The 19901-nt window shown below is 53.7% G+C and carries 19 protein-coding genes and 4 pseudogenes; 8 read left to right on the top strand and 15 right to left on the bottom strand.

All coding sequences use genetic code 11. The features are described 5' to 3' along the window. Nucleotides 1-37: 37 nt before the first annotated feature. Nucleotides 38-190, bottom strand: a pseudogene (locus KH389_RS12950) (sigma 54-interacting transcriptional regulator); the annotation flags it as partial. Between the two features lie 275 nt (nucleotides 191-465). Continuing rightward, nucleotides 466-552 carry an SEC-C metal-binding domain-containing protein gene (locus tag KH389_RS27770; protein WP_420831971.1) on the bottom strand — a complete coding sequence of 29 codons (87 nt, stop codon included), beginning with the start codon at nucleotides 550-552 and terminating at the stop codon, nucleotides 466-468. A 68-nt stretch (nucleotides 553-620) separates the two neighbouring features. Here KH389_RS27770 and KH389_RS12940 point away from each other — a divergent pair. Then, nucleotides 621-1840, top strand: a protein-coding gene (locus KH389_RS12940; protein WP_213607451.1) for an IS3 family transposase whose coding sequence is annotated in 2 segments (ribosomal slippage) — nucleotides 621-969 and nucleotides 969-1840 — 1221 coding nt in all. Because the reading frame shifts where the segments join, the coding sequence is not laid out codon by codon here. Between the two features lie 11 nt (nucleotides 1841-1851). Here KH389_RS12940 and KH389_RS12935 read toward each other — a convergent pair. After that, nucleotides 1852-3234: a tetratricopeptide repeat protein gene (locus KH389_RS12935; RefSeq protein ID WP_213607450.1), complete on the bottom strand. Its 1383-nt coding sequence runs from the start codon at nucleotides 3232-3234 to the stop codon at nucleotides 1852-1854. Between the two features lie 485 nt (nucleotides 3235-3719). On the opposite strand from KH389_RS12935, the gene KH389_RS12930 reads away from it, so the two are divergent. Then, nucleotides 3720-7748, top strand: coding sequence for an NACHT domain-containing protein (locus tag KH389_RS12930; RefSeq protein ID WP_213607449.1), 4029 nt, complete (start codon nucleotides 3720-3722; stop codon nucleotides 7746-7748). 206 nt (nucleotides 7749-7954) lie between these two features. Here the strand turns inward: KH389_RS12930 and KH389_RS12925 are convergent, their stop codons facing one another. After that, entirely contained in the window at nucleotides 7955-8566 is a 612-nt protein-coding gene (locus KH389_RS12925) for a hypothetical protein (RefSeq protein WP_213607448.1), read from the bottom strand. A gap of 385 nt (nucleotides 8567-8951) precedes the next feature. On the opposite strand from KH389_RS12925, the pseudogene KH389_RS27325 reads away from it, so the two are divergent. Next, a pseudogene (locus KH389_RS27325) lies at nucleotides 8952-9119 on the top strand (IS5/IS1182 family transposase); the annotation flags it as partial. Between the two features lie 110 nt (nucleotides 9120-9229). On the opposite strand, the gene KH389_RS12920 reads toward KH389_RS27325, so the two are convergent. After that, nucleotides 9230-10378 carry a tyrosine-type recombinase/integrase gene (locus KH389_RS12920; protein WP_244988707.1) on the bottom strand — a complete coding sequence of 383 codons (1149 nt, stop codon included), beginning with the start codon at nucleotides 10376-10378 and terminating at the stop codon, nucleotides 9230-9232. 283 nt (nucleotides 10379-10661) lie between these two features. Beyond that, nucleotides 10662-10934 (bottom strand): helix-turn-helix domain-containing protein, encoded by a 273-nt coding sequence (locus KH389_RS12915; protein WP_213607447.1) that lies wholly within the window; start codon nucleotides 10932-10934, stop codon nucleotides 10662-10664. A gap of 172 nt (nucleotides 10935-11106) precedes the next feature. On the opposite strand from KH389_RS12915, the gene KH389_RS12910 reads away from it, so the two are divergent. Both KH389_RS12910 and KH389_RS12905 read left to right on the top strand, forming a co-directional pair. Next, complete coding sequence (locus KH389_RS12910; RefSeq protein ID WP_213607446.1) at nucleotides 11107-11556, top strand: hypothetical protein; 450 nt, start codon at nucleotides 11107-11109, stop codon at nucleotides 11554-11556. Continuing rightward, a complete protein-coding gene (locus tag KH389_RS12905; protein WP_213607445.1) occupies nucleotides 11546-11860 on the top strand; it encodes a hypothetical protein in 315 nt (104 codons plus the stop codon). The genes KH389_RS12910 and KH389_RS12905 overlap by 11 nt, the downstream gene beginning before the upstream one ends. Nucleotides 11861-12180: 320 nt before the next feature. On the opposite strand, the gene KH389_RS12900 is transcribed toward KH389_RS12905, so the two are convergent. The 4 genes from KH389_RS12900 to KH389_RS12885 all read right to left on the bottom strand — a co-directional run bounded on the left by KH389_RS12900 (nucleotide 12181) and on the right by KH389_RS12885 (nucleotide 15440). Beyond that, nucleotides 12181-12681 (bottom strand): DUF4019 domain-containing protein, encoded by a 501-nt coding sequence (locus tag KH389_RS12900; protein WP_213607444.1) that lies wholly within the window; start codon nucleotides 12679-12681, stop codon nucleotides 12181-12183. 53 nt (nucleotides 12682-12734) lie between these two features. Beyond that, nucleotides 12735-13166 (bottom strand): N-acetyltransferase, encoded by a 432-nt coding sequence (locus tag KH389_RS12895; RefSeq protein WP_213607526.1) that lies wholly within the window; start codon nucleotides 13164-13166, stop codon nucleotides 12735-12737. A 685-nt stretch (nucleotides 13167-13851) separates the two neighbouring features. Then, nucleotides 13852-14820, bottom strand: coding sequence for a hypothetical protein (locus tag KH389_RS12890; RefSeq protein WP_213607443.1), 969 nt, complete (start codon nucleotides 14818-14820; stop codon nucleotides 13852-13854). After that, complete coding sequence (locus tag KH389_RS12885) at nucleotides 14811-15440, bottom strand: YaaW family protein (RefSeq protein ID WP_213607442.1); 630 nt, start codon at nucleotides 15438-15440, stop codon at nucleotides 14811-14813. Before KH389_RS12885 ends, KH389_RS12890 begins: the two co-directional genes overlap by 10 nt. Before the next feature lie 330 nt (nucleotides 15441-15770). Here KH389_RS12885 and KH389_RS12880 point away from each other — a divergent pair. Further along, a pseudogene (locus KH389_RS12880) lies at nucleotides 15771-15964 on the top strand (transposase); the annotation flags it as partial. A 468-nt stretch (nucleotides 15965-16432) separates the two neighbouring features. Here KH389_RS12880 and KH389_RS12875 read toward each other — a convergent pair. From KH389_RS12875 to KH389_RS12865, 3 genes are all read right to left on the bottom strand, one after another. Beyond that, complete coding sequence (locus KH389_RS12875) at nucleotides 16433-17404, bottom strand: Kiwa anti-phage protein KwaB-like domain-containing protein (protein ID WP_213607441.1); 972 nt, start codon at nucleotides 17402-17404, stop codon at nucleotides 16433-16435. 2 nt (nucleotides 17405-17406) lie between these two features. After that, the gene (gene kwaA, locus KH389_RS12870) at nucleotides 17407-18003 is read right to left on the bottom strand and encodes an anti-phage protein KwaA (protein ID WP_244988706.1); all 597 of its coding nucleotides are present in this window, start codon (nucleotides 18001-18003) and stop codon (nucleotides 17407-17409) included. 175 nt (nucleotides 18004-18178) lie between these two features. Then, nucleotides 18179-18430 (bottom strand): carboxymuconolactone decarboxylase family protein, encoded by a 252-nt coding sequence (locus KH389_RS12865; RefSeq protein ID WP_244988723.1) that lies wholly within the window; start codon nucleotides 18428-18430, stop codon nucleotides 18179-18181. Between the two features lie 56 nt (nucleotides 18431-18486). Between KH389_RS12865 and KH389_RS12860 the strand changes: the two genes are divergently transcribed. Beyond that, a complete protein-coding gene (locus KH389_RS12860) occupies nucleotides 18487-18834 on the top strand; it encodes a LysR substrate-binding domain-containing protein (protein WP_213607440.1) in 348 nt (115 codons plus the stop codon). Beyond that, a complete protein-coding gene (locus KH389_RS27765; protein WP_420831965.1) occupies nucleotides 18731-19096 on the top strand; it encodes a LysR substrate-binding domain-containing protein in 366 nt (121 codons plus the stop codon). Before KH389_RS12860 ends, KH389_RS27765 begins: the two co-directional genes overlap by 104 nt. Before the next feature lie 132 nt (nucleotides 19097-19228). On the opposite strand, the gene KH389_RS12850 is transcribed toward KH389_RS27765, so the two are convergent. Together KH389_RS12850 and KH389_RS12845 are read right to left on the bottom strand one after the other, a co-directional pair. After that, nucleotides 19229-19582, bottom strand: a complete 354-nt coding sequence (locus tag KH389_RS12850) for a hypothetical protein (protein WP_213607438.1) — start codon at nucleotides 19580-19582, stop codon at nucleotides 19229-19231. A 38-nt stretch (nucleotides 19583-19620) separates the two neighbouring features. Next, nucleotides 19621-19761, bottom strand: a pseudogene (locus KH389_RS12845) (IS3 family transposase); the annotation flags it as partial. Nucleotides 19762-19901: the final 140 nt, after the last annotated feature.

Below are 19901 nucleotides of genomic sequence, written 5' to 3'. Positions count from 1 at the left end.
GTGACCTTGATGCAACTCATACCCTCAGCCGGTTTTCAATGAAGTGTCTGGCCAGAGGCAGAATGTCACCTGGCCGATCACGCTGGGGGTGCAGTTGCAGGCTTACCACGTTCAGCCTGTAATACAGGTCTTTACGGAAGTGACAGGCGTTGATTGCTTTCTCCAGCTGCACATTGGTTGATGGCGACACTGGACACGGTTGCGCCAGCTTGCAGGCATTACTGAGCGACCTGGGCCTTGAATAGTTTCGTGTAAGAGCTTCATAGGCGCATGGAAATCCTGGCGATAAGGGTGATCGCGTCCGCTTAAAAATACGCGGACACCATCCCCCTTAATGCTGGAGTTCGGAAGGTGAGTTCGCCGGACGCTTACAATTCAGTTGGCGCTGGGCATTGTCCAGACCCGATGCAGGCGCTACAACGGGGCGTTATCAGCAGATGAGGCTATAGTCTTGGGCCGAGTGAATCAGGCGCCACAGCAGCGCTTGAACTTTACGCCTGACCCACAGTAGCAGCGCTCATTGCGGCCAGATTTAGGTGCACTAAAAGACATTGGCATTAGAGCAGTGTCCCGTCCTGAATAAGGTTTACACCTCCCATCCCGAATTTCCGGAGAGTCAGATGGAGCAAGGTGTAAAGCGCACACAGCGTGATTACTCACTGTCTTTTAAATTGGCGGTGGTTGATCAGATTGAAAAAGGCGAACTGACCTACAAGCAGGTCCAGGTGCGGTATGGCATCCAGGGACGGTCGACGGTTCTGGTATGGTTGCGTAAGCACGGTCGGCAGGATTGGAGCCAGGGGGCCTCGATCCGCGACGAGAGGAGCTGCGCGATGTCTGACCCCAAAACGCTCACTCCAGAGCAGCGGATCAAAGAGCTTGAGCAGCAGCTTGAGCTGATGAGCCAGAAGGCCCAGTTCTTTGAAACGGTCGTTGATGTTCTGAAAAATGACTATGGTGTCTCGGTCGTAAAAAAGCGATCCGGCAAGTCCTCTCGCAAGGTCAAGTCGCAGGACTGAGCATTGCCAGGGCTTGTCAGTTTCTAGGCATCAGTCGACAGGCTTACTACAAGCGCAACCGAGCTGCTGATGGCAAAGAGCGCCAGGCAGATCGGGTGGTTCAGTTTGTTCAGCAAGTCCGGCTGCGCCAGCCCCGTCTGGGTACCCGTAAGCTGCACTATTTGCTGCATTGCCAACCTGACAAACGATTCCAGGTCGGCCGAGATAGACTGTTTCAGGTCTTGGGAGAGCGCCGTTTGCTGGTACTGCCCAAGCGGGCATACCACAAGACAACACAGAGCTTTCATCGCTTCTACCGCCATCCCAACTTAATCAAGCCCGGTCCAAGCCAAGTCGTTCCGACAAGGCCGGAGCACGTCTGGGTTGCCGACATTACTTATCTGCCCGCACGCAACGGCCCGCTGTACCTGAGCCTGGTAACGGACGCGTACTCCAGGAAAATTGTTGGTCACCACGTCCATGAAAGCCTGCATGCCGAGTCAGTAGCGCAAGCCTTCAAGCAGGCCTTACGAAAGCGACGTCGTCGCCAGCCATTAGTCCACCATTCGGATCGAGGCATCCAATATTGCTCGGCGCTATACCAGTCACTGCACCAACGGCACGGCGTTCAGTGCTCCATGACTGATGGGTATGACTGCTACCAGAACGCGCTGGCTGAGCGAATCAACGGAATCCTCAAGATGGAGCTGCTGTTGAGTAGCCCTGAAGATCTGGAGCAAGCGAGGCAGATGGTTGATGAGGCAGTACAGATCTACAACACAGAAAGGCCCCATATGGCCCTGAAAAACAAAACGCCCGATGCGGTGCATCGGGCGTTTTGAGGCCTATCGGCCTACCTGAACAGGTGTAAACCTATTTCAGGACTAGACACAGCCATCTGCACGACTTCAGGAATTCTCACCTTCTTGCGAGTGGGGAGGCAGGCCTCACGCAGGAGGTACTGTGTCCCGGCCTCAGCATCGCTCTGCCCCAAGGTAACGAGCGTCTCCACAACCTGCATCCACCGAGTCTCCCGATCAGCAACTGGCACACAGTCTTGGTCGAAAAAAAGCGAGCAGAACACGTCACTGCATTTCATGTTAGGAGCAGTACCGTGCTTATTGATGTGTTCACGCAAAGCACCCACAACGTCTTTGCAAGCCTCTAAACACAACTCCTTTAGGTCATCTTGACCTCCCTCCTTTACGACCATCTCATAGCACGCCTGAAGATGCTCGGCTGCGCGTATGAGGTCATCTAGAGAATGCTCTCGTTCGTAGATCATCTGCGCAGCCAATACAGCCGCGCGCGCCCTGAACTTATCGAACTGCATTGCTTTTTCAAACTCTGCCTCGGCCTCGGCTGGAGCACGTCCAGGCACATGTCCTTCCATGATGTAGCATGCGAAGTCGTAGACCGCCTCAGGGAACTCCTGCGCAGCCGACTCTTGAAGCCATTTAATGGCCTCGCTCTCGCTTTTCAGTCCATTGGTCCCGTTCGCATAGAGTACTGAGAGATTGTACTGAGCCTGAGGATCGCCAGCATAGGCCGCCTTCAAGGTGTACTGCGCGGCCTTCTGAGGGCACACCTCGCAACCGCGGCCAGACGCGTACATTGCACCCACTTGGGAGACTGCCTTGAGACTCCCCAACTCCGCTGCCCGCTCGAAGAGCTCCAGGGCGTGTACCTCATCGATCGTGAAACTGCCCAGGCCTTCAAGTGCGCTTTGAGCTAGGTACAAAACAGCCTCTGGATGATCGGCATCCGCGGCCTTCGTGATGTACCATTCGCCCCTAATCTCCTGATTGCGCTCTACGTTCAAATGCCGGATCAGGTAGTAGCCGTACCTGTAGGCACAATTGGGGTGGTCGTTATCTGCACCTTGCTTGAACCAGAACATCGAGTGTTCAATGTCGGCACCGGCGTCAATGTGATACCTATCCGGTCTTGTGAGCCCGAATTTTGGAAACTGCTCGGCCCTCTCCAGAAAGTACTCACCTGCCTGACTCATTGCTTCAGGGTCTCGATCGAGCATGGCACGTGCGCACATTTCCTTTAGCGAGCCCGACTCTACAATTGCTAAATCGTAAGCGGGCACATCTTTATGGGCTGCAGTGTACAAGCACTCTACGAGGCCTCTTGCAGCCTCCAGCGCCTCTGCGGCCAGCTGTGGAAAGTCTAGATCGACGAAGTCATAGCCTTCTGGGTGAGCAGCTTTGTTACCATTGACTTGCAAAATGCGAAGCTGCTGCTTGGCCGTCCCGTTCAGCATCCCGCGCTGGGCCAAACTATGGATCTTTTCGGCCAGGGCAACATTTCCAAGGTTCCGATCCAGGCGATCGCAGAAAGCTACAGCGAGGCCTCGAAGGAACGATAAGGCCAGAATCGGCGTATCAACGCTGAAAGTTTGCCTTCCTTGTAAAGTCGTCCGACTTCGGCAGATGCCCCAAATGCGAGTTCTATGTCGTCCATTGATCATCTCATGCAGGTTTGGTCTTGTCGGCGAGGACACGCTCCGGATTAGATCCAGCCGCATGCTGTCACGGACGGAGTGAAGATGAGCGCCATCTCGGCTGACGAAAGTAGGATTATGGTACCCCAGCCCGGTGAATAATTGCTGGCCACCACCACATCTCGGCACGCCCCGGTCACTATGGGGGGCCGGCTTAGTCCAGCCTTCTTGTATCATGCTGGATCCAAGAACGCCTGGCCCGCCCTGACATGACCATTGCCCCACTTGACCGTTTCATCACAACCGGCCGCAATCCCGATGAGCCGAAGGACAAGCAACCTCTGAGCAGCCTCAAAAATGAGCAGTTTATTGTTCTACTCGGCGCCCCTGGCATGGGTAAGTCAGAGGCGCTTAAACAGCTTGCGTCCCTAGAGGGTGAGGTTAGTCATCCCGCATATGCCGTGGTGGACCAGCCTATCTCACCCGGCTCGACGGTCTACATCGATGCGCTTGACGAGATACCGGTAGAAGAAGCCAGGGGCATCGCAAGGGCATTGCAGCGTACTCCTGACGTCAGGTGGCGGGTAAGTTGTCGAGCAGAGAGCTGGCATGACGGCGGGCGCCTAAGTCTGGCTTATGGCGATAAGGGTGCTTCAAGAGGTATGAATCCTGTTGTTGCACAGCTGCTTCCCTTAGAGGAAGACGAGTCTATGCAAGTGCTCCAGGTGCTCGGTTGCGATGAGCCACGCAAGTTCCTCTCCAGCCTGGAGGCGATACGCTCAACAGCTTTCGCTATGACCCCATTGGGCCTGAAGTTCCTCACGAAAACCAATTTAGACTCACTCGTTGACTTAACGCGGTTCAAACTGTACCAAAACGGCGTAGAGCATTTAGCTTTTGAGCACAACGATACAAAACAGGAGGATGCCCACCGAGGTGCTTTGACCCTGGAGAGTCGGTTGGATATTGCCGGTCGAGTCAGTCTTACACTGCTGCTGTCAGGCAAGCATCGCGTCAAGCCCTCCGCGCTCGGTCATGGTTCAGCTATCACGTCAGACGACTTACAGCTAGAACGGGTCAAATTGGGTGTTGTGTTGGATACCGCTCTGTTCATCAAGAATGGTGACGTGTTCGAGCCGTTGCATCGCAGCATTCAGGAGTTTTTGGCGGGCCGCTTTCTGGCAAGGCTTGTGACTGATGGCCTTGGCAATCCAAAGCTCCATCCCGAGCGCGCGCTGGCGTTAATCGTCTCACCAGACGGCCTAGCGGCCGACGCAGTTCGCCCGTTGTATGCGTGGTATGCAGGGCATCTGGTTAGCCAGGGGGCGCTGGATGAAGCGAAGCGGCTTGTCCAGCGAGACCCCGAGACACTACTGCTCCACGGCGACACGGCACAGTTACCTGTCGGCTCGAGACTGATTGTCCTCAGGGAGGTTGGGGCGCGCGACCCATTCTTCCGCTGGGCCCCACAGCGATGGAGTCCAGCAGAAATAACAACAGTTGGGTTGATCACTCCTGACATCGTCGACCAAGCCCTTCAGATGCTGAGCCTGGAAACCTCAGGCTACCGAGTAAACATGCTCCTTGAAGCATTATCTGTAGGTCGGCCACATGCAGTTGCAGCTGACGCATGTTGGGGCATGGTGCTGAGCCAGGCCGGTGTGGAATGGTGCCGGCGTGTAGCAGTTTCAGCATGGCTCCATTGTGCTGGCCCATCAGTTGAGGAGATTTGGTCACGAATTGAGCGCTTGAGCGGGGCGGTGGAGCACGAAGCTGGAAACCTACGTTCGATGGCGCAGCTCTTTTGCGCTATCCCGCCGTCGCAACTGGTTGGGGCTGACATAAACCGACTGCTTGAGACTATGAAGCCTGTGTATGAGGCGCTCAGCCAGTGGCCCAAGAGCAATACTCCAAGCACCGGGTCCCTAACCTACGCGGTGCGTGATGTCGCGTGGCATGCATCCGAAAATCTGTGGCCGGCCTTAATCATGGACGACCCGAAGCGCTGGCACCCAAAGGCAGGCAAGGGCTCAACGGAGCATGCATTTGCATCGGTGTTCGGCATTGCCGTGCTTTCGAAGTTTGACATCACGCCCAGGGAGTTAGCATGTCTGTTGGTGGCGACTGGAGTGATTGTTGGCAATGACTCAGTCTTCAAGAGAGCCGCGCAGGAATGGATCGCGAAGCATGAAGATCTGGACATTCTAATCGCAGACATAGTCGATCTTACCGACCAAGATGTTGCGGATTGCGGATCGATTGCGATAGGTATGCGCGCCCTCGGGATTGCACCAAATGAACAGAGGGTGCGCCTCGTTGTGAACTCACGCGAGCTGCTCGCAAGGGTCGGGGGTGTGTATGTAGGTCGGCAGGTTTCGAATTGGGTTCTGCAACAAGGTGATCGAGCCCCTGATTGGCTCATTCAATTGCTACGGGATGACCTAGATCCTGAAGTGGTCTCCACTGTAACGGCCTGCCTAAAAATGCACGAAGCGGAAGTCAAAACTCTCGAGGCTCATGCGTCAGGAAGCGTTGAGAATGTGCTACTTCTCTTCATAAAGGAGTGCCAGACCGCCCAAGCTCTTACCGACCAGCAGCTGCAGACGCTCATGTATTGGGGCGCCGAAATCTACTGCGGCAACTATCCACTCGCTCTGAATAAACGAAGCGGCATACCAGCAATCAATGAGGCGCTAGGTGAGGCCCTTGCAGGTGTTGCAATTGATGGGCTGGTTAGTGGGGGCCATTTGCCACGTACCGTTTGTTACGCTGCTTCGGCTTCCCTGCGCTTGGATCGGGGCCTGGACCTTGCCGAATTGCCGATCTCAGAAGTAATCACGGCATTGAGATCCAGCAACAACCTGAGAGACCCTCATCTTAGAGACCGTCTGGAAATTCGTTGTGCCAGTGAGCTGGAGCGCGCATTCCCCACTGCCCGGGACTCATTTGAACAGCTGATGCATTCCGATGACGGATCATGGAGTGATCTGTTGCAGATTCTTGCAGAAAGACGGATAGATGGGGACCTGCAGTCCTGGGCTGTGAGAGCGCAATTGCAACATCCCAATCAACTGAAAGGAATACGGTTACAGTCCGTCCTTAGACTCGCGCGGGCGAACATTCACGACGAGGAGTTAATCCAAATTACCCACGAATACCTTGAGGATTTCAATGGCCGGAGCGGGCCGCAGGGCCAGACGAGCCTTCCGTGGAATTTTATCGAAGATCGACTGAGATGGGCATTCTTCGGAGTGTGTGTGCATCCGATGACGTTCAGCGATGCATTCACGGAGGCATTAGAGGCCTCAGATGATCAGGCTATCCATCGCCTGGTAGTCGACGATTATCCACAGAGAGGGTTTTTTGCGGATCCTGCTACGACGGTCACCGTCAGCAAGTTGTTGATTGAGTTTTTCATCCGCCGATCCCCAGCAATAGAGGGGCATTACGATCGGATGTGGGTCGATACCACCAAAGTGATCAAGTCACTCAGATTAGCAAATGACTCAGGAGTGGAGTGCACCTTCATATCGCTGATAGCTGCTGCCCAAGGTACGGCTTGGGAACTGGTGCTCAAGCATGATCTCGAGGTCTATCGCCGTGATGCCAGGTCTCAGGCACGCCCATTGATTGAACCTGTGGACTTGGCGAAGGTGATCCAGAACAAAGGCCCCATCAATGTCCAGAATCTCCGCGCATTGACCCTGATGGTGCTGCGCGAAATCGCTGAAGAAGTCCAATCCTCGCCGCTGAACCTCTGGAGCCTCTACTGGAATGCAGGTCGGCCGAAGATAGAGAACGATTGTCGCGACGTGCTTGCCGATAAGCTTCGTGATCGCTTGAGGTTTTACGGTAACTTCGACGTGTACCCTGAAGCTGCTTCTTCAGGGGGAACACGAGCCGACATGATGGTAACGGATGGAACTCTATATCTCCCGCTTGAAGCAAAGCACACATACCACAGCCACCTTTGGTACGGCCATAGTGGGCAGCTTCAGACTTATGCACGGGCGCCTAACACTGAAGGGCAGGGGATCTATGTGGTCTTTTGGTTCGGGGGCGTGCATAAGATCCAGCCATCGCCAGAGGGTGTGAAGCATCAGACACCTGAAGCACTCAAGATCGCGCTTGAAGCTCAGTTGCCGGCAGATTTGAGGGGCAAGACGTCTGTAGTTGTTCTGGACCTTACTGATGCTGGCACAGCAGCTAAAGCACGCAAAGAGTCTGGCTATGAGCAAGGCAAAGCGGAAAAGCGCGAGAGGCGAGCTACCGCGAAAGAAAAAAAAATCGGAAAATGAAGCGTCAGCGCTCCATGAGCCCGCAAGAGTGGAGCGCCATGGCTCTACTCTTGTTTGATATGGCAGATAGCTGCGAATATTCTTTCGACACCGCCAATTATCCGAGTAGTCTCGCATCTTTGCCGTGGTATCTCGTAGCAACGTAGTGAACGACACGCTCACGGCGGGAGGGGCCTGGTGCGCCGCGGTGCGCCTGAGGATGCCGACTAGCCAGCCGCTACTGCATATTGCTGTAACACGCGCGAGACATGAAGGTCGGCTAACCGGTAAACTTCCGCCAGTTCGAGGTTGTAAGCCCGGCTTACGTCTTCGAACGATGGCGACGTTCCGGCGTCAAGCGTCGAGCGGCTCAGGCGACTTTTGACCCGGTCATAAATTTTGCTCAACACCCGATCAGCGTCGATATAGTTCATCAAGCCGGTCAGCTTGTGAGGATCGGAGAACGCTCCGGCCACCTCGATCATCGAGCGGTATTTAGACATGTCCACTGTGAAGGCAGGTTCGGTATAGAAGTAGTGGATGCATGCTTCCCGAACGCGTTCATGCTGCGCGTAGGATTGATCTTGAGCAGACAGACGCTCATGCTCGGCTTCATTCTGCAGCGCGAGCACGCGTTCGACTTGCATTTCTACCTTGGAGGCCAACGCTAAAAGTTCCAGGTCATCGTGCTCGAACGCGACATGTTTGACGAACGACGCTACGCCCAGCAGCTTGTAATCGAGGAAAAAGTCTTCATCGTCCAGGTCTGACTCAGGGTCGGATTGACGTTCGAACTGACGGGCCCATGCCTGCAACTGCGTCATGATGGTGGTGCGCATCTGGTTATCCTTAGTAGGCCGGTTGGCTGGCTGACCTGCACCAGGCGCGAGTTTGATAACGAGCGCGCCCCATGCAGTGAGCAATGGTAGCTTTTAGCTATGCATATTCGAAAGACTGGAGTCGGTCTACACTCTATTCGACCGTTACAGACGCTCCGAAGCGCATAGAGTGAAGCCTCGAGGGCGCCGGTAGGCGAGGGCACGCGGCACCGTTCCCGCATCCCTGAGCTTTCCGCCTACCTAGTTGGTCCAATTGCTGAAGAAGGTCGGTGAGCGCTTTTTTTCTGACGTGATCATCTCGATGCCTCAATGCCCCAGCAGCTCCTCGGAAACCGGGTTCGGACGATCGCCCTCAGCGTAAGAAACTTACCGATGCTGAGTCGACCTAGTACATCACGTTCACGGAACTGCCGCGAACCTAGCTGACGTGACGGAGGTCGTTCAGCTATTGCATGGCGAAGAGAATGTAGAGCGTGCGGATGCGGGCTATATACGCGTGACGCGTCCAGAACATGAGGGACGGCAGATGATCCGGGAGGTCGCTGCCCGTCAAGTTTCGCTGCTTCGCTACGCGGGACGGATGTTTGTCTTAGCTCGTTTCCGAAGCGAAAAAGCGATGAGTCGAAATCCACCTAGGCGAGCGACCGCTGGATCTGAAAGGACTCAACGCTCCTTCATGGGCAAGCGCTTTACTGAGTACGCCCGTTTCTCGTCTTCAGAGTTGTAATAGACATTCTGTGTTGTACTTAGGCTGTTGTGGCGAAGATCAACCTGTAGGTCCTTCATATCTCGATATGGTGCGTCGAACGTCGCCGAGGTATGCCGCAACCAGTGCAGTGAAGCGGCACGCAAGCGGCCAACGTCTTCGTCCGGCCAGCCTTCAGTCTGCATGCGTACCAGTGCGCGATCGAACACTACTTGAAGCAGCAATCGAACATGCCGATCAGAAAGCCCGGCGCGCCCACGCTGGGTGGAAATCAACGGCGTAGTTTCGCGGAAACCGGGCAGGGGAGATAGCCCTTGGTGCAGCCTCCATCGCTTAAGATAATTTTCGACGTAGTCGTCACGAACGCTGATTTTTCCTGCCTTGTTGCCTTTGCCCACCACGTGATACCACCAGTTGCCCGCGCTATCCTTGCGCATATCGCCCATTGTCGGCTGCCAGTTATCGCGCCCAACAAGGTCAGAAACCCGCAAATACATAGCAAATATAGTTGCCACGATGAACAACGTACGCTCATGCCGAGGGTCTGCGGCAGCCAGATTTTCGGAGGTTTCTAGCACGAAGTCCCACTGCAACGTAGTCAGGATCCGAGTGTCGTTGTTGTCAGTGTTACGTTGTTTGTATTTGCTCTTCTGCTTAACTGCCCGAAACGGGTTTTGCTCGCAGTACCCTTCGTCTATCGCGTGCTGGAAGAAACTGCCACACACCGCGAAGATTTGCGCAATAGAGCCTTGAGAAAGTTTGTAGGTGCCGGATGGAATAGGGCGGTTGTGCTCCTTAGCGCGCTTACGTTCCTCCTTGGAAATAGTGTGGCTGAATGGCCGCCAATCGGGGTTCACCACGTACGTATCCGTCGCGTTTATTTTGCGCGCACCATGGCGGTTGAAGCGGGATTTGACCACCGGCCCGATCCAAGCAATATCCGGTGCAAGGCAGAATTCCATGAAACTTTCAGCATGGGTGCGTCGCATTTCAAGCAGAGGTATTCGCGCCTTGATTAGAGTCCACAGCAGCAATCGCTCTACGTGAGTACGATAAGAATTGAACGTGGCCTCGTTGCCGGCATAAGACCTGAGGAAACTGCGCACGGCATGGTAGCCTTCAAGCGCTTGGACCTGTTCAGAAAACTGCTCAAGGTACTAAATGACAGAACGATTTTCTTTTCTCAGAGAGCTAAAGTTGAGCTCACCAAATCGTGTATAGGTTTCAAACAACGGATGTGGCATAGCAGGTACGGACATGGGAATCGCTTGGGCAGGCAACTGAGGGTGCCGACATGATCCTACTGATTACCTCAATATGCAATATCCGGGTCTGACAGTTATCGGATATTACATATTCCCGAAAGCCCCCTCTCGAGGGCAATCACCATCACATATGCAAATCTCGACGGACCCTCGTGAACAAAGCCTCAAGATCAGGCTCCTCTCCGGTCAATAGGAAGATCTCTGTAAGGAGGCTGAGAGGATGGACATCCATGCGAACTGAGAGCTCGACAAGCTTCTCGAGCGTGGGACTTTTGAGGCCTCGTTCAAGGGTGCTCACATAGGTCCGGCTACTGACATCTCCCAGGTCCTCCTGGGTTAGCCCTCGGCTCGTTCTGATCTTACGCAGCGCTTGGGCGAGGGCTTGCTTGAGCTCCATTTGCGTTTCTAATCCACAAAAGGAATGATGAAGCCCTGTTGAGCCCTATAGAGCTACAATCTATAGTGTTCATTTTAGCGGGAGGTACGCTATGGTGGGGCTACGGGCAACCCTCAATACATTCTCCGAGGTCCTGAGTGGCGATGGACGATCACCATTTTTGATCGCTTGCATGCTAGATCTTCATGCGCATGATGAGGTGATAGAGATTCAGGCCTTCAGCAAGGGACAAAGCGTTCTTGATTTGTTCTATGAGCTTGATAAGCCTTCTGCAATTCAAGCAATTATTGGTCTGCAGCTAGCTGTCCCACCAGCGATGACAAATACAGAGCGATGGCAGGTAGAGGCTGTACTAGACCTGCAAGCAGCCACAATTTACCGGCAAGATATCGAACTAGATGGCTATGCCTATAGAACCCTTTCTGGGCGTCTTTTTTCGGATGATTTCGAACTTAGCCCCATGCAAATAAAGAGCTCCAGGAGCATATATGCGAGTTCAAACTCTAGCACAAACGACGCCGAGCTGGAGCAATTTCAAAAATGGTTATCTGTAGTTCTGGAAAATCTTATTAACGAAGCCTCTGTCGGACTCCCGAAAAGGAGCGTGACTGATGGAGCGTGACGACCTTACGCTGGCAACTGCCGCCCTAAAGAGATGGGGTGCTGATAAATGGCTGATACATAAAATTCTTGCTTCCAATAGTTTCAAATCAGAGGAAAAACTCTTTCGGGCCAGTCTTCTGATTAGTATAAACAGCGACTTGGAAAAAATTTTCAGCAATTCACGTAATCGACAAGACTTCATGACCATGAAGAACGACAACGATTATTTCAAGGGGCGATCTCCTCTTGAGATCATCTCAGATGGTTCGCTCTCCTCCCTAGAGGAATGTGCGAAGCGCATTAAGTTTCTAAGCATGCTTTGATTTGCTAGCTGGAAATTTGGGGGATACTCCTTGCATTAAAACCACTTTCGTGGTGTTTTTGTGCGTGCGGAAATCAGAGACTTGTCACCCGCAAGGCATAAAACTGAAATCAATGAGATACAGTAGGCGAGGGCTGGCGTAAGCCATCCATAGGAGCGGCTAGCGCTGCCCGTTTCACCATCAGGCCCCCTAGCATGGGGGCTTAGTATATTTTTTGATGGTACCAATAATAGTCCTTTAGTTGAGTTATAAGAAAAGGCTAGTTTAGCGGGGAGCAGGGGCATCCTTGATCCGCTGCGAATCCAACCTCACCAACGCAACTAGAAGAGCCGCATTTTTGCAGCAACTTCGACGGTTTTACTGAGGTTGTAGCCGACAACGCGCCACTGTTCGTTTTCTTCAGCCAGCAGCACAGCCTCGGTGACGGTGAGGTTCGAAAAGGCCGATTGGGTCTGAACTGCAGCGTAATGCCCAGGCGGCGCATCAGGCAGCTGTTTGGTGAAGGTGATCTGTGCTCGATCACGTTGCTTCAGCTCGCCCAGGCCCATGCGCAACGTCCCGATTCCTTTTACCCAGTTCGACTCGGTCGTGGTTGCCTTGAGCGCGGAGCCCGCTGTGGCCCAGGTCATGTCGGTTCTTCCGGCATCGAGCAACATCAGGAACTGCACAGCGGTATCGACCACCAGGCGTTGCTGTTGCGCAGAGCCTGGATCGGATACTACGACTGCGGACGCCTGTGTACCGTTGGCGTTTGTGTTGAATGAAACATCGCAACCGGCAATCAGTAACAGGCTGCTTAGAACGGCGAAACATTGCTTCATGCAAAAACCTCGAAGGTTGAGGGGTCCAACGGACGAATGTGGCGTCCAGACGTTTAAAGGTGGCTCTTGTAGCTCATCAGGTATTCGGCATGGCCAGTCTGCGGATCGATCTGCTCCTTGATCACTGTAAAACCCTGGGACTGGTAAAAAGCGATGCTGCGTGAATTCTCCTTGTAAACCGCCAGGCTCAATTCGGTGCGCAACGATTTGACGTGTTCGAGCAATTGACGACCCAGCCCACGGCCTTGCTGGTCAGGGTCCACGAACAGTGCCGCCAGTTGGTTGTCCAGCAACGAGCAAAATCCCTGAACCGCCGATTTGTCTTCGATGACAATTGTCTGTGATGCAGGGATGTAGAGTTCGCGCATTGCCACGACATTGGATTGCCAATACGACGCGTCGATAAAGTCATGGGCCTTGATCGAAGCGCGCAACCAGATGTCGAGGACGCGTTCCATGTCTTGCGGTTCAAATGTTCTTACCATGTCGTCCCTTGAAGTGCGTGCAAGCGGTGCAAAGCTTGTGAGTATGCCGCAAAGCGATTCGTGGTGGGAAAGCACGGGGGGCTCAGGGTTGAAATCTGGCCTGGCGTAGTCTTGAGCGGATGATACGATAGTACGCATAATGTATATTATGTTAAATCAGATGTCATGTTAGAAATGTTCATGATGTCACCAGCCCCCGAAAACCTGACTTTGCCTGAATTGACCATACACCCCTCGAATCAATCCGTTACGTTCCATCTCTCCAGCACTCAGCTTCACCAGCCCCGCCATCCCTGATTGCCCGGTTTGAAAACCATAATCCAGCAGCTAGAGACCCATCCTAAATTCTATCGTCTAGTTCAGCCAACGCTCTCGATCTACGGAAGATGTTTGGCCGGACATTGGAATCCGAAAGCATATGCCGGCGTCCCAGTGGCAGCGTAAGCATGCAGGTGGGCCGTCGCTCTGACTGTGACCGTGCGCTACCGGTGGCGTCACTCGCAGTACACCGGGCTGGGCACGGCTGTCGTGAACCAAGCCCCGACTGAGTCGGGGTCTTGGCCCTGCGGGCTTCCATCCTCGTACCTATGGCTAAAGGCCTGCGCGCTTCGCTTGCAACTGCCCTCCCCGGCATTAATGGCAGCTTCGGGCATCGCGTTTCGTTGGCGGCGACCGGATTAATAGCTCACGCGGCTATCAGCAAAATTTCCCGCGCCTCGGTCGCATGCTGAAGCAGCCCAGGATGTTTCACTTCAAGCTCAATGAGATCAGCTTGGTATGTCAGAGACGGCGTCATCTGGGTTCCGTCCTGCAGGAAACGAGTCAGACCAGCAAATTGCTCATGAGTGATCGTTGACGCAACACTGCGATCGTTGGACAAAGCCTTTACCCGAGAAGCGTTGAGGTTGGCGATGTCGGTAGCAAGCTCCGTCAGGCTTTGTCGGGCGTACTTGTGAGAACCAGCCTTCAACTGAACGTGGGACATCATCAAACCAAGGTTTACTAATCGGTTTTGCAGCAGTGAAACCTGGTCAAAAAATGCAACGTTGCTGGTAGCCATCCGCGAATGCCGTTCCAGGAGAAGCCTGGTGAACTCATACTGCTCATTGAACGATCCAATCAATATCCTGAGCTGCTGAGCATCGCCTTCTTCGCAGAACTGTATTGCGGTGCTTAGTAGGCCTCGAAAGCGAGCTTCATCAGCGAGTAGGTACCGTTCGTGAGCCTCGCTCACCAGCTGCCAGGTCTCTGCGATCGTTTTTGATTGTTTCTCCATTTCCCGGCTAATTTTGTCGAGTTTTTTGCACACAATGACAAAGCCCACGGTAGTCACCGCGAGGTTGAGCCCACTCATTACGAGATTGGCCGACTGTAGTCCCTGGAGCACATTCATGCTCTGCTGCACTTGATCCATGCCAGTTTGAAGCGACCCCAGGCCACTGGATAGAGTGGATTGCAGGTTCTTTAGGCTCTCTTGGACATACCCTGAGTCGCCCGGAAAAAGGAGGTGCCCGACGATCTGGCCAGCCTTCTGGGTTCCCTTTGAGTGTCGGACTACGCCACCCCAAAGCGTGTAATCTCCGCTATGCAGTTTGGCCAGGACATCTGGGATATCAGGCAAGGAGCGTACAAGCGCGTCAACGTTTACAAACATGCTTTCAGTTTCTCCGTGTAGGCCTCGAAGTCTTGGTCGTAACGTGCGCGCCGTAGCTTAGCGATCTGCAGCACGGCAGGAATGGTGATCCGGAACGCAGGCGACGAAGCCTGGTAAATCGCGAGTCCTGCGGCTCCGATAGCAAGTGGAGCTGCAACCATTGAGAGCACCCGGCCTCCTAATGCGCTGGCGAAGCCCGCCCCGCCACCAGTGGCAGCCATACCGCCCAGGCTACCGGCAGACAACATCAGCGTTTTCACCATTTCATTGATGTAGCCAGCGAGATTGCCGCCGCTCAGATAGTCCTTGAGCGCTTCGTCTCCCATGTATTTGTCCATGGCCTGGCGGATGATGATTTCCTCAATGGCGAAGATGTCATCTTGTGCGGAGGGTTTTCCGTCCAGCTTTTTGGCGACATCCGTCGCGACCTCGAGGTAGTCGATGCTCTTCGATTTGATTGCGGAAACAATGGTGTTGCTTCCGAACGCACAAATTTCCTTTTCAAGCAGGCTCGAAATAGATTGCAAGCGGCCCTGCACCTTCCGGGTTATGATGGTTGCCTTCACGTCGCTGTCGAGGGCAATCCTGCCCTTGCCATTGTCGGTGATCAGGTCGGCCAAGACTTCCAGATCCGCTGATGCGGCACGTGATAAGAGATCGGATATCGACCGGTCTCTCGGAACAACTGACTCCATGTATCCCCCTGTAAGCATTCCTAAAGTGGCCGATCATCAAAGCAATGATTGCCTATGGCCAGTACGGGCGTGCTGATTTTAGCCACAAGACACACGCGTGTCTTCCCGCTGGAGAGTCAGGCTGGAGCTCACTGATTGAGGAATGCAGAGCAGACGCCATGCAACGCATTGCAGCGACGCTTGCTCCATGGGTGTAGTGGCCTAATGATTCCGGACACCCTTTAGGCGAGAATGCTCGCCATAGAGAGGTGTCTGATGACCAAGCAACGTCGTACCTTTACGCCCGAGCTCAAACGCGAAGCTGCCAGCCTGGTGCTCGACCAAGGCTACAGCCACATCGAAGCAGCCCGTTCGCTCGGCTTGGTGGAGTCGGCCCTGCGTCGATGGGTCAACCAGCTCCAGCAGAGCGAGGCGGTGTCACTCCGACCAGCAAGGCGCTGACGCCCGAGTAGCAAAAAATCCAGGAATTAGAAGCCCGAATCGTGATGGTGATTTTAGAACTTTGCTTTCGATAATTGGCCACTTTGCGGAACACATTCTCGGCCAGAGCTTTCTCTACAATAGAAAGCCTTCCCTCGCACTCTCCACACAAGAGATACTCTTTAGGGCCATCCTGGCGTCGAACGTTAACGTCTAAGCTGTACCTAATATATTGTGTGGGAGATGTTCTTTTAAGCCAATCGTAAGCAAATTTCGGAATGCTGTGAGACTCTTTAAGGATCACATTTTTTTCGCCGCAAAGAGCGCAGTCTCCCAAAGAACCACCGGGTTCATTGGTCATTTGCTGAGTAGAAGCACTTAACATCGTCATGAATCGTTCCCGCACGACGCGATAGGAGGTTATGACGCCCTTCGGACGGAGAGCGTCAGATGCCTGATACGTCGTCAGTCCTTGGGAAAAGTGAGTGTGTGCTGGGTTACGCAGCAGAGTCTTTTTCCACCGCCAAGAATGGAGTCTGATCCAGTGCGGTGAATGATGCCTCATTGTTGAGCAACCTGATGAAATTCCGCTTCTGCTCTTTCGTGGACAAGTTGACCATCCCGCCTGCGAGGTCAATCGTCCGAGCAAATATAGGGAAGTTGGCCATCACACCCTGGATTTGAGCGACGTTCAAGCCTTGTCGGACAATGTTGCCCTTCGAGACCATAGCCAGGCGCCGCATGAAAGCACGATCACGATACATATCCTTGAAAATATCACCTGGAGCAGCCACACCTGCAATGTTGAGAATCCCCAGCGCCAGAATCAGCGGCGTCGCTGAGTGAGCAAGGTTATTGATGATCTGTTCCAGCCCGTAGAAGCGTTCCAAAAGCGACAGATTCAGCGTGTAGAATTTGCCGCCATAGTAGAAGACGTCAATCGTATCGTTGATATCGATTGCATCATAATTGACCTTACCAAGCGTGCGGCCATTGAAGCTACAGAATGAGCTTTTGGTTTTTTTGTGCAGTGACACGGGGTATTTGTGCTGGTACAGGACGACACTATTCCCTTGGCCATCGCTAAGCAAATACACCACCCCTTTCACCTGCGACAGACTCTGCTGGTTAAAGTCGAATCTCGGAGCCGGCGCATTGATGCCAAAGGCTAAAACGCGGCTGATCTCGTTGAATTCCGCAGGCAAATGCCCGATCGCGACATCGTCATACTCCATGACCAGTTTGTCGCGCTCCAACGCGGTGGAGACCAGAGGGACGGCAGCTTTGCCGTCATTTGGCTCTACCACTGCTTTCTGCAAGCGATAAGCGAATGCACGCGTCAGCTCCGTTTCAACTGCGGGCTCCAGCTGAACGGAGCTAACCGCAAGACCATTCGCAGATTCAGTAAGGAAGAAGGCCTCGCCTGAGACATGAGGAGATCGGGTGATAGCGTCAATGCCAGTGAACATATTTACTTATCCAGTTTAGCCAAACAGGTGTTGTTATCTATACGAATGTAACGAATTACACTCTTATCGGTCAGTTGCCCTCGACAAATGACTACAAACTGCTTTTCGCCTCTGTCGTGGATCGTTGCTTTGAAAATTTTGAAACCCAGAATCGCAAGAGTGGGGTTGGAATAGAATTTATTGGTTTTTACGTAGATCGCCCCAATCGCTACAATCATCAAGGCTAGGTTCAACACTGTACGTTTGCTTTCAACATCCGTGAAAACAAGTGGCATGACATAGGTCGCCAAAAATTCAAGGTGCTCGTGATTTTCGTCGCTTACATCTGAAACGCGGCACGTGATCGACCACCCTCCTCGATAGCTGTTTGCGAGCAGCCAGAGGATAAGTCCACCCACCAGAATGAAGAGTGTACTGACGACAAACACCAGGTTTTTAACGTTGAAATCATCGCACAATGCTTTGAGATCACGTTGTTTCACGGCCTCCGCCACGTTGGTCAGTAACGTAGCATCATAGGACATGATCAACAGTGAAACGAAGAGCAACCACAATGAAAGGACATAAAGCATTACTTTGATCAGCCAATCATCCTTCATGATTGTTCTCCGTTGAGGATGTCCTATGAACTGATCATCAGATCGAATGGGTCAAGCAGAAACGGCCTGAAGATAGCAGTTGGCCACCTTTCAGGCTAGTCGTTTAGAGGGGGATAGACTGGTTCTGTAGAGGAATGCTCGGGATCAGCAACGCTAGACCCCAGGCAGTGCGGGCTTATCGGGCGCCATGCTCTTCTTCCCAAGCCCTGATCGCATCGTCGGCCATGCGGAATGCTGCCAGGGCCAGTGGCACGCCAGCGTAGATGCCCGCCTGCATCAGGACAGCGCGGATTTCGTCCTTGGTTACGCCGTTGGTAAGTGCGCCTTTGACATGAACGCTCAGCTCATGGTGCTGGCTCATCGCGGTCAGCATGCCAATGTTCAGCAGGCTGAAGGTCTTGAAGGGAAGCGTGTCATCGCCCCAAATCGCGCCCCAGCAATACCCAGTTACGAGCGCCTGCAGCCTTCGCGCAGCAGCGATTCGTGAATGCTCTACGAGACTTCAACCGGGAATACCCCGGCATCGAGATTGTCCTTGGGGTGACTGACAGGACAGTCGATCTGGTCGCAGAGGGTGTAGATTGTGCACTGCGCTTGGGCGACCTCCCCGACTCGACGCTCATTGCGCGCCCGATCGGTATGGCGGGCATGATCACCTGCGCATCTCCAAGTTACCTGAGCGAGAGAGGTGAACCGAAAACCGTGGAAGAATTGTCAGGCCACCACGGTGTGGTTTCCTGTCAGGCCGAGCAATCGCCCACTTGCCTGGCAATTCATCGTGGACGGGAAAGAAAGAAAATACGGCCCTCGATCATTGGTGACCGTGAATGAGTCTGGAAGCTACGTACAATGCGCTCTCTCGGGCTTCGGGATAGTTCAAGCTCCAGGTGTCATTCTCGATGCACACTTGGCCAGTGGTGCACTGGTGGAAATTCTCCGGCCATTTAGGCCTAGGCCAAGGCGCGTCACGATCCTCTACCCCAGTCAGTCCCACCTCTCTCCAGTAGTTGATATTTTCGTGGAGTGGCTTAAGGCCCGGTTCCCAGAACTTCTTCCGACTTGGTTCGAGCCGATCAGCCGTGTGAACGTATAATCCACGCTGCTGCTTGCCTCTGAACGTGATCCCTAGCACAGAGGCCGAAAATAGAAGTGGTGGCGGGAAGATCCGTTAACTCCGCGTTGCTGCGCCCACTACTGGCCAGGCAGATTCAGTGAGTGAAAGCGATCAGATTCCAATCTCATGAGCCAAGAAGTCTTCTGCCAAACGCTCGCTAGCATGGCCCTGGACAACCAGCTGCCGCTGGAGTCCTCTGACAAGGTGAAGCCACAGTCCAGAACGAAGTTCGATATGCCAGTCGTGGTCGTAGACCCTCACGTCCTTACGAGACTTCGCGCACAACGCGTCGAGAAATGCGCGATAGGAGACTTCCCCAATCAATACAGGCGTGACTCGAAGCAGTTCATCCTTCCCGGGCTTACGCTCATAGGATTCAAGCATGATGCTGACTTCATCCGCCAGACACCCACCGAACACGACTTCCGCCCTACCCCAGATCTCCCGTTCCACCACCTGCTCCATCGAAACTCTCACCCTACAAGAGGTCAATACTGTAGTGGTTAACTCATCCCGGACACTGCGTTAAGTTTTTCCTCAGCAACAGCGGGCGCTAGCCCGCTGTTGAACTGATGCGGTCGCTGCCAGTTGTAGCGTTGCATCAAAAAGTGACCGATATCCTGCTGTGCCAGCGAAGCGCTCATTGAATCGCCACGGATGCTGCAGACACCTTCTTTACCTGCGTGGCCGCCCCCGGTAGCCCACGAGCGAAGGAATGTCGCGCCCGCAACGCACCTGCAGCGAGGCAAAAAAAGATCGTGGCCATTTGCTATATCGCCGAGTG

This window comes from Pseudomonas qingdaonensis (genome assembly GCF_018398475.1).
In the GTDB taxonomy this organism is placed as follows: domain Bacteria; phylum Pseudomonadota; class Gammaproteobacteria; order Pseudomonadales; family Pseudomonadaceae; genus Aquipseudomonas; species Aquipseudomonas palmensis.
The sequence above is the reverse complement of the archived record's forward strand: the minus strand, read 5'-3'. Positions and strand labels throughout refer to the sequence as shown.

Bases quoted from the DNA above. Each gene is read 5' to 3' on its own strand.
- KH389_RS27770 (WP_420831971.1), bottom strand. From the start codon at position 552: ATGTCTTTTAGTGCACCTAAATCTGGCCGCAATGAGCGCTGCTACTGT.
- KH389_RS12930 (WP_213607449.1), top strand. From the start codon at position 3,720: ATGACCATTGCCCCACTTGACCGTTTCATCACAACCGGCCGCAATCCC.
- KH389_RS12925 (WP_213607448.1), bottom strand. From the start codon at position 8,566: ATGCGCACCACCATCATGACGCAGTTGCAGGCATGGGCCCGTCAGTTC.
- KH389_RS12915 (WP_213607447.1), bottom strand. From the start codon at position 10,934: ATGGAGCTCAAGCAAGCCCTCGCCCAAGCGCTGCGTAAGATCAGAACG.
- KH389_RS12910 (WP_213607446.1), top strand. From the start codon at position 11,107: ATGCTAGATCTTCATGCGCATGATGAGGTGATAGAGATTCAGGCCTTC.
- KH389_RS12905 (WP_213607445.1), top strand. From the start codon at position 11,546: ATGGAGCGTGACGACCTTACGCTGGCAACTGCCGCCCTAAAGAGATGG.
- KH389_RS12900 (WP_213607444.1), bottom strand. From the start codon at position 12,681: ATGAAGCAATGTTTCGCCGTTCTAAGCAGCCTGTTACTGATTGCCGGT.
- KH389_RS12895 (WP_213607526.1), bottom strand. From the start codon at position 13,166: ATGGTAAGAACATTTGAACCGCAAGACATGGAACGCGTCCTCGACATC.
- KH389_RS12890 (WP_213607443.1), bottom strand. From the start codon at position 14,820: ATGTTTGTAAACGTTGACGCGCTTGTACGCTCCTTGCCTGATATCCCA.
- KH389_RS12875 (WP_213607441.1), bottom strand. From the start codon at position 17,404: ATGTTCACTGGCATTGACGCTATCACCCGATCTCCTCATGTCTCAGGC.
- kwaA (WP_244988706.1), bottom strand. From the start codon at position 18,003: ATGAAGGATGATTGGCTGATCAAAGTAATGCTTTATGTCCTTTCATTG.
- KH389_RS12850 (WP_213607438.1), bottom strand. From the start codon at position 19,582: ATGGAGCAGGTGGTGGAACGGGAGATCTGGGGTAGGGCGGAAGTCGTG.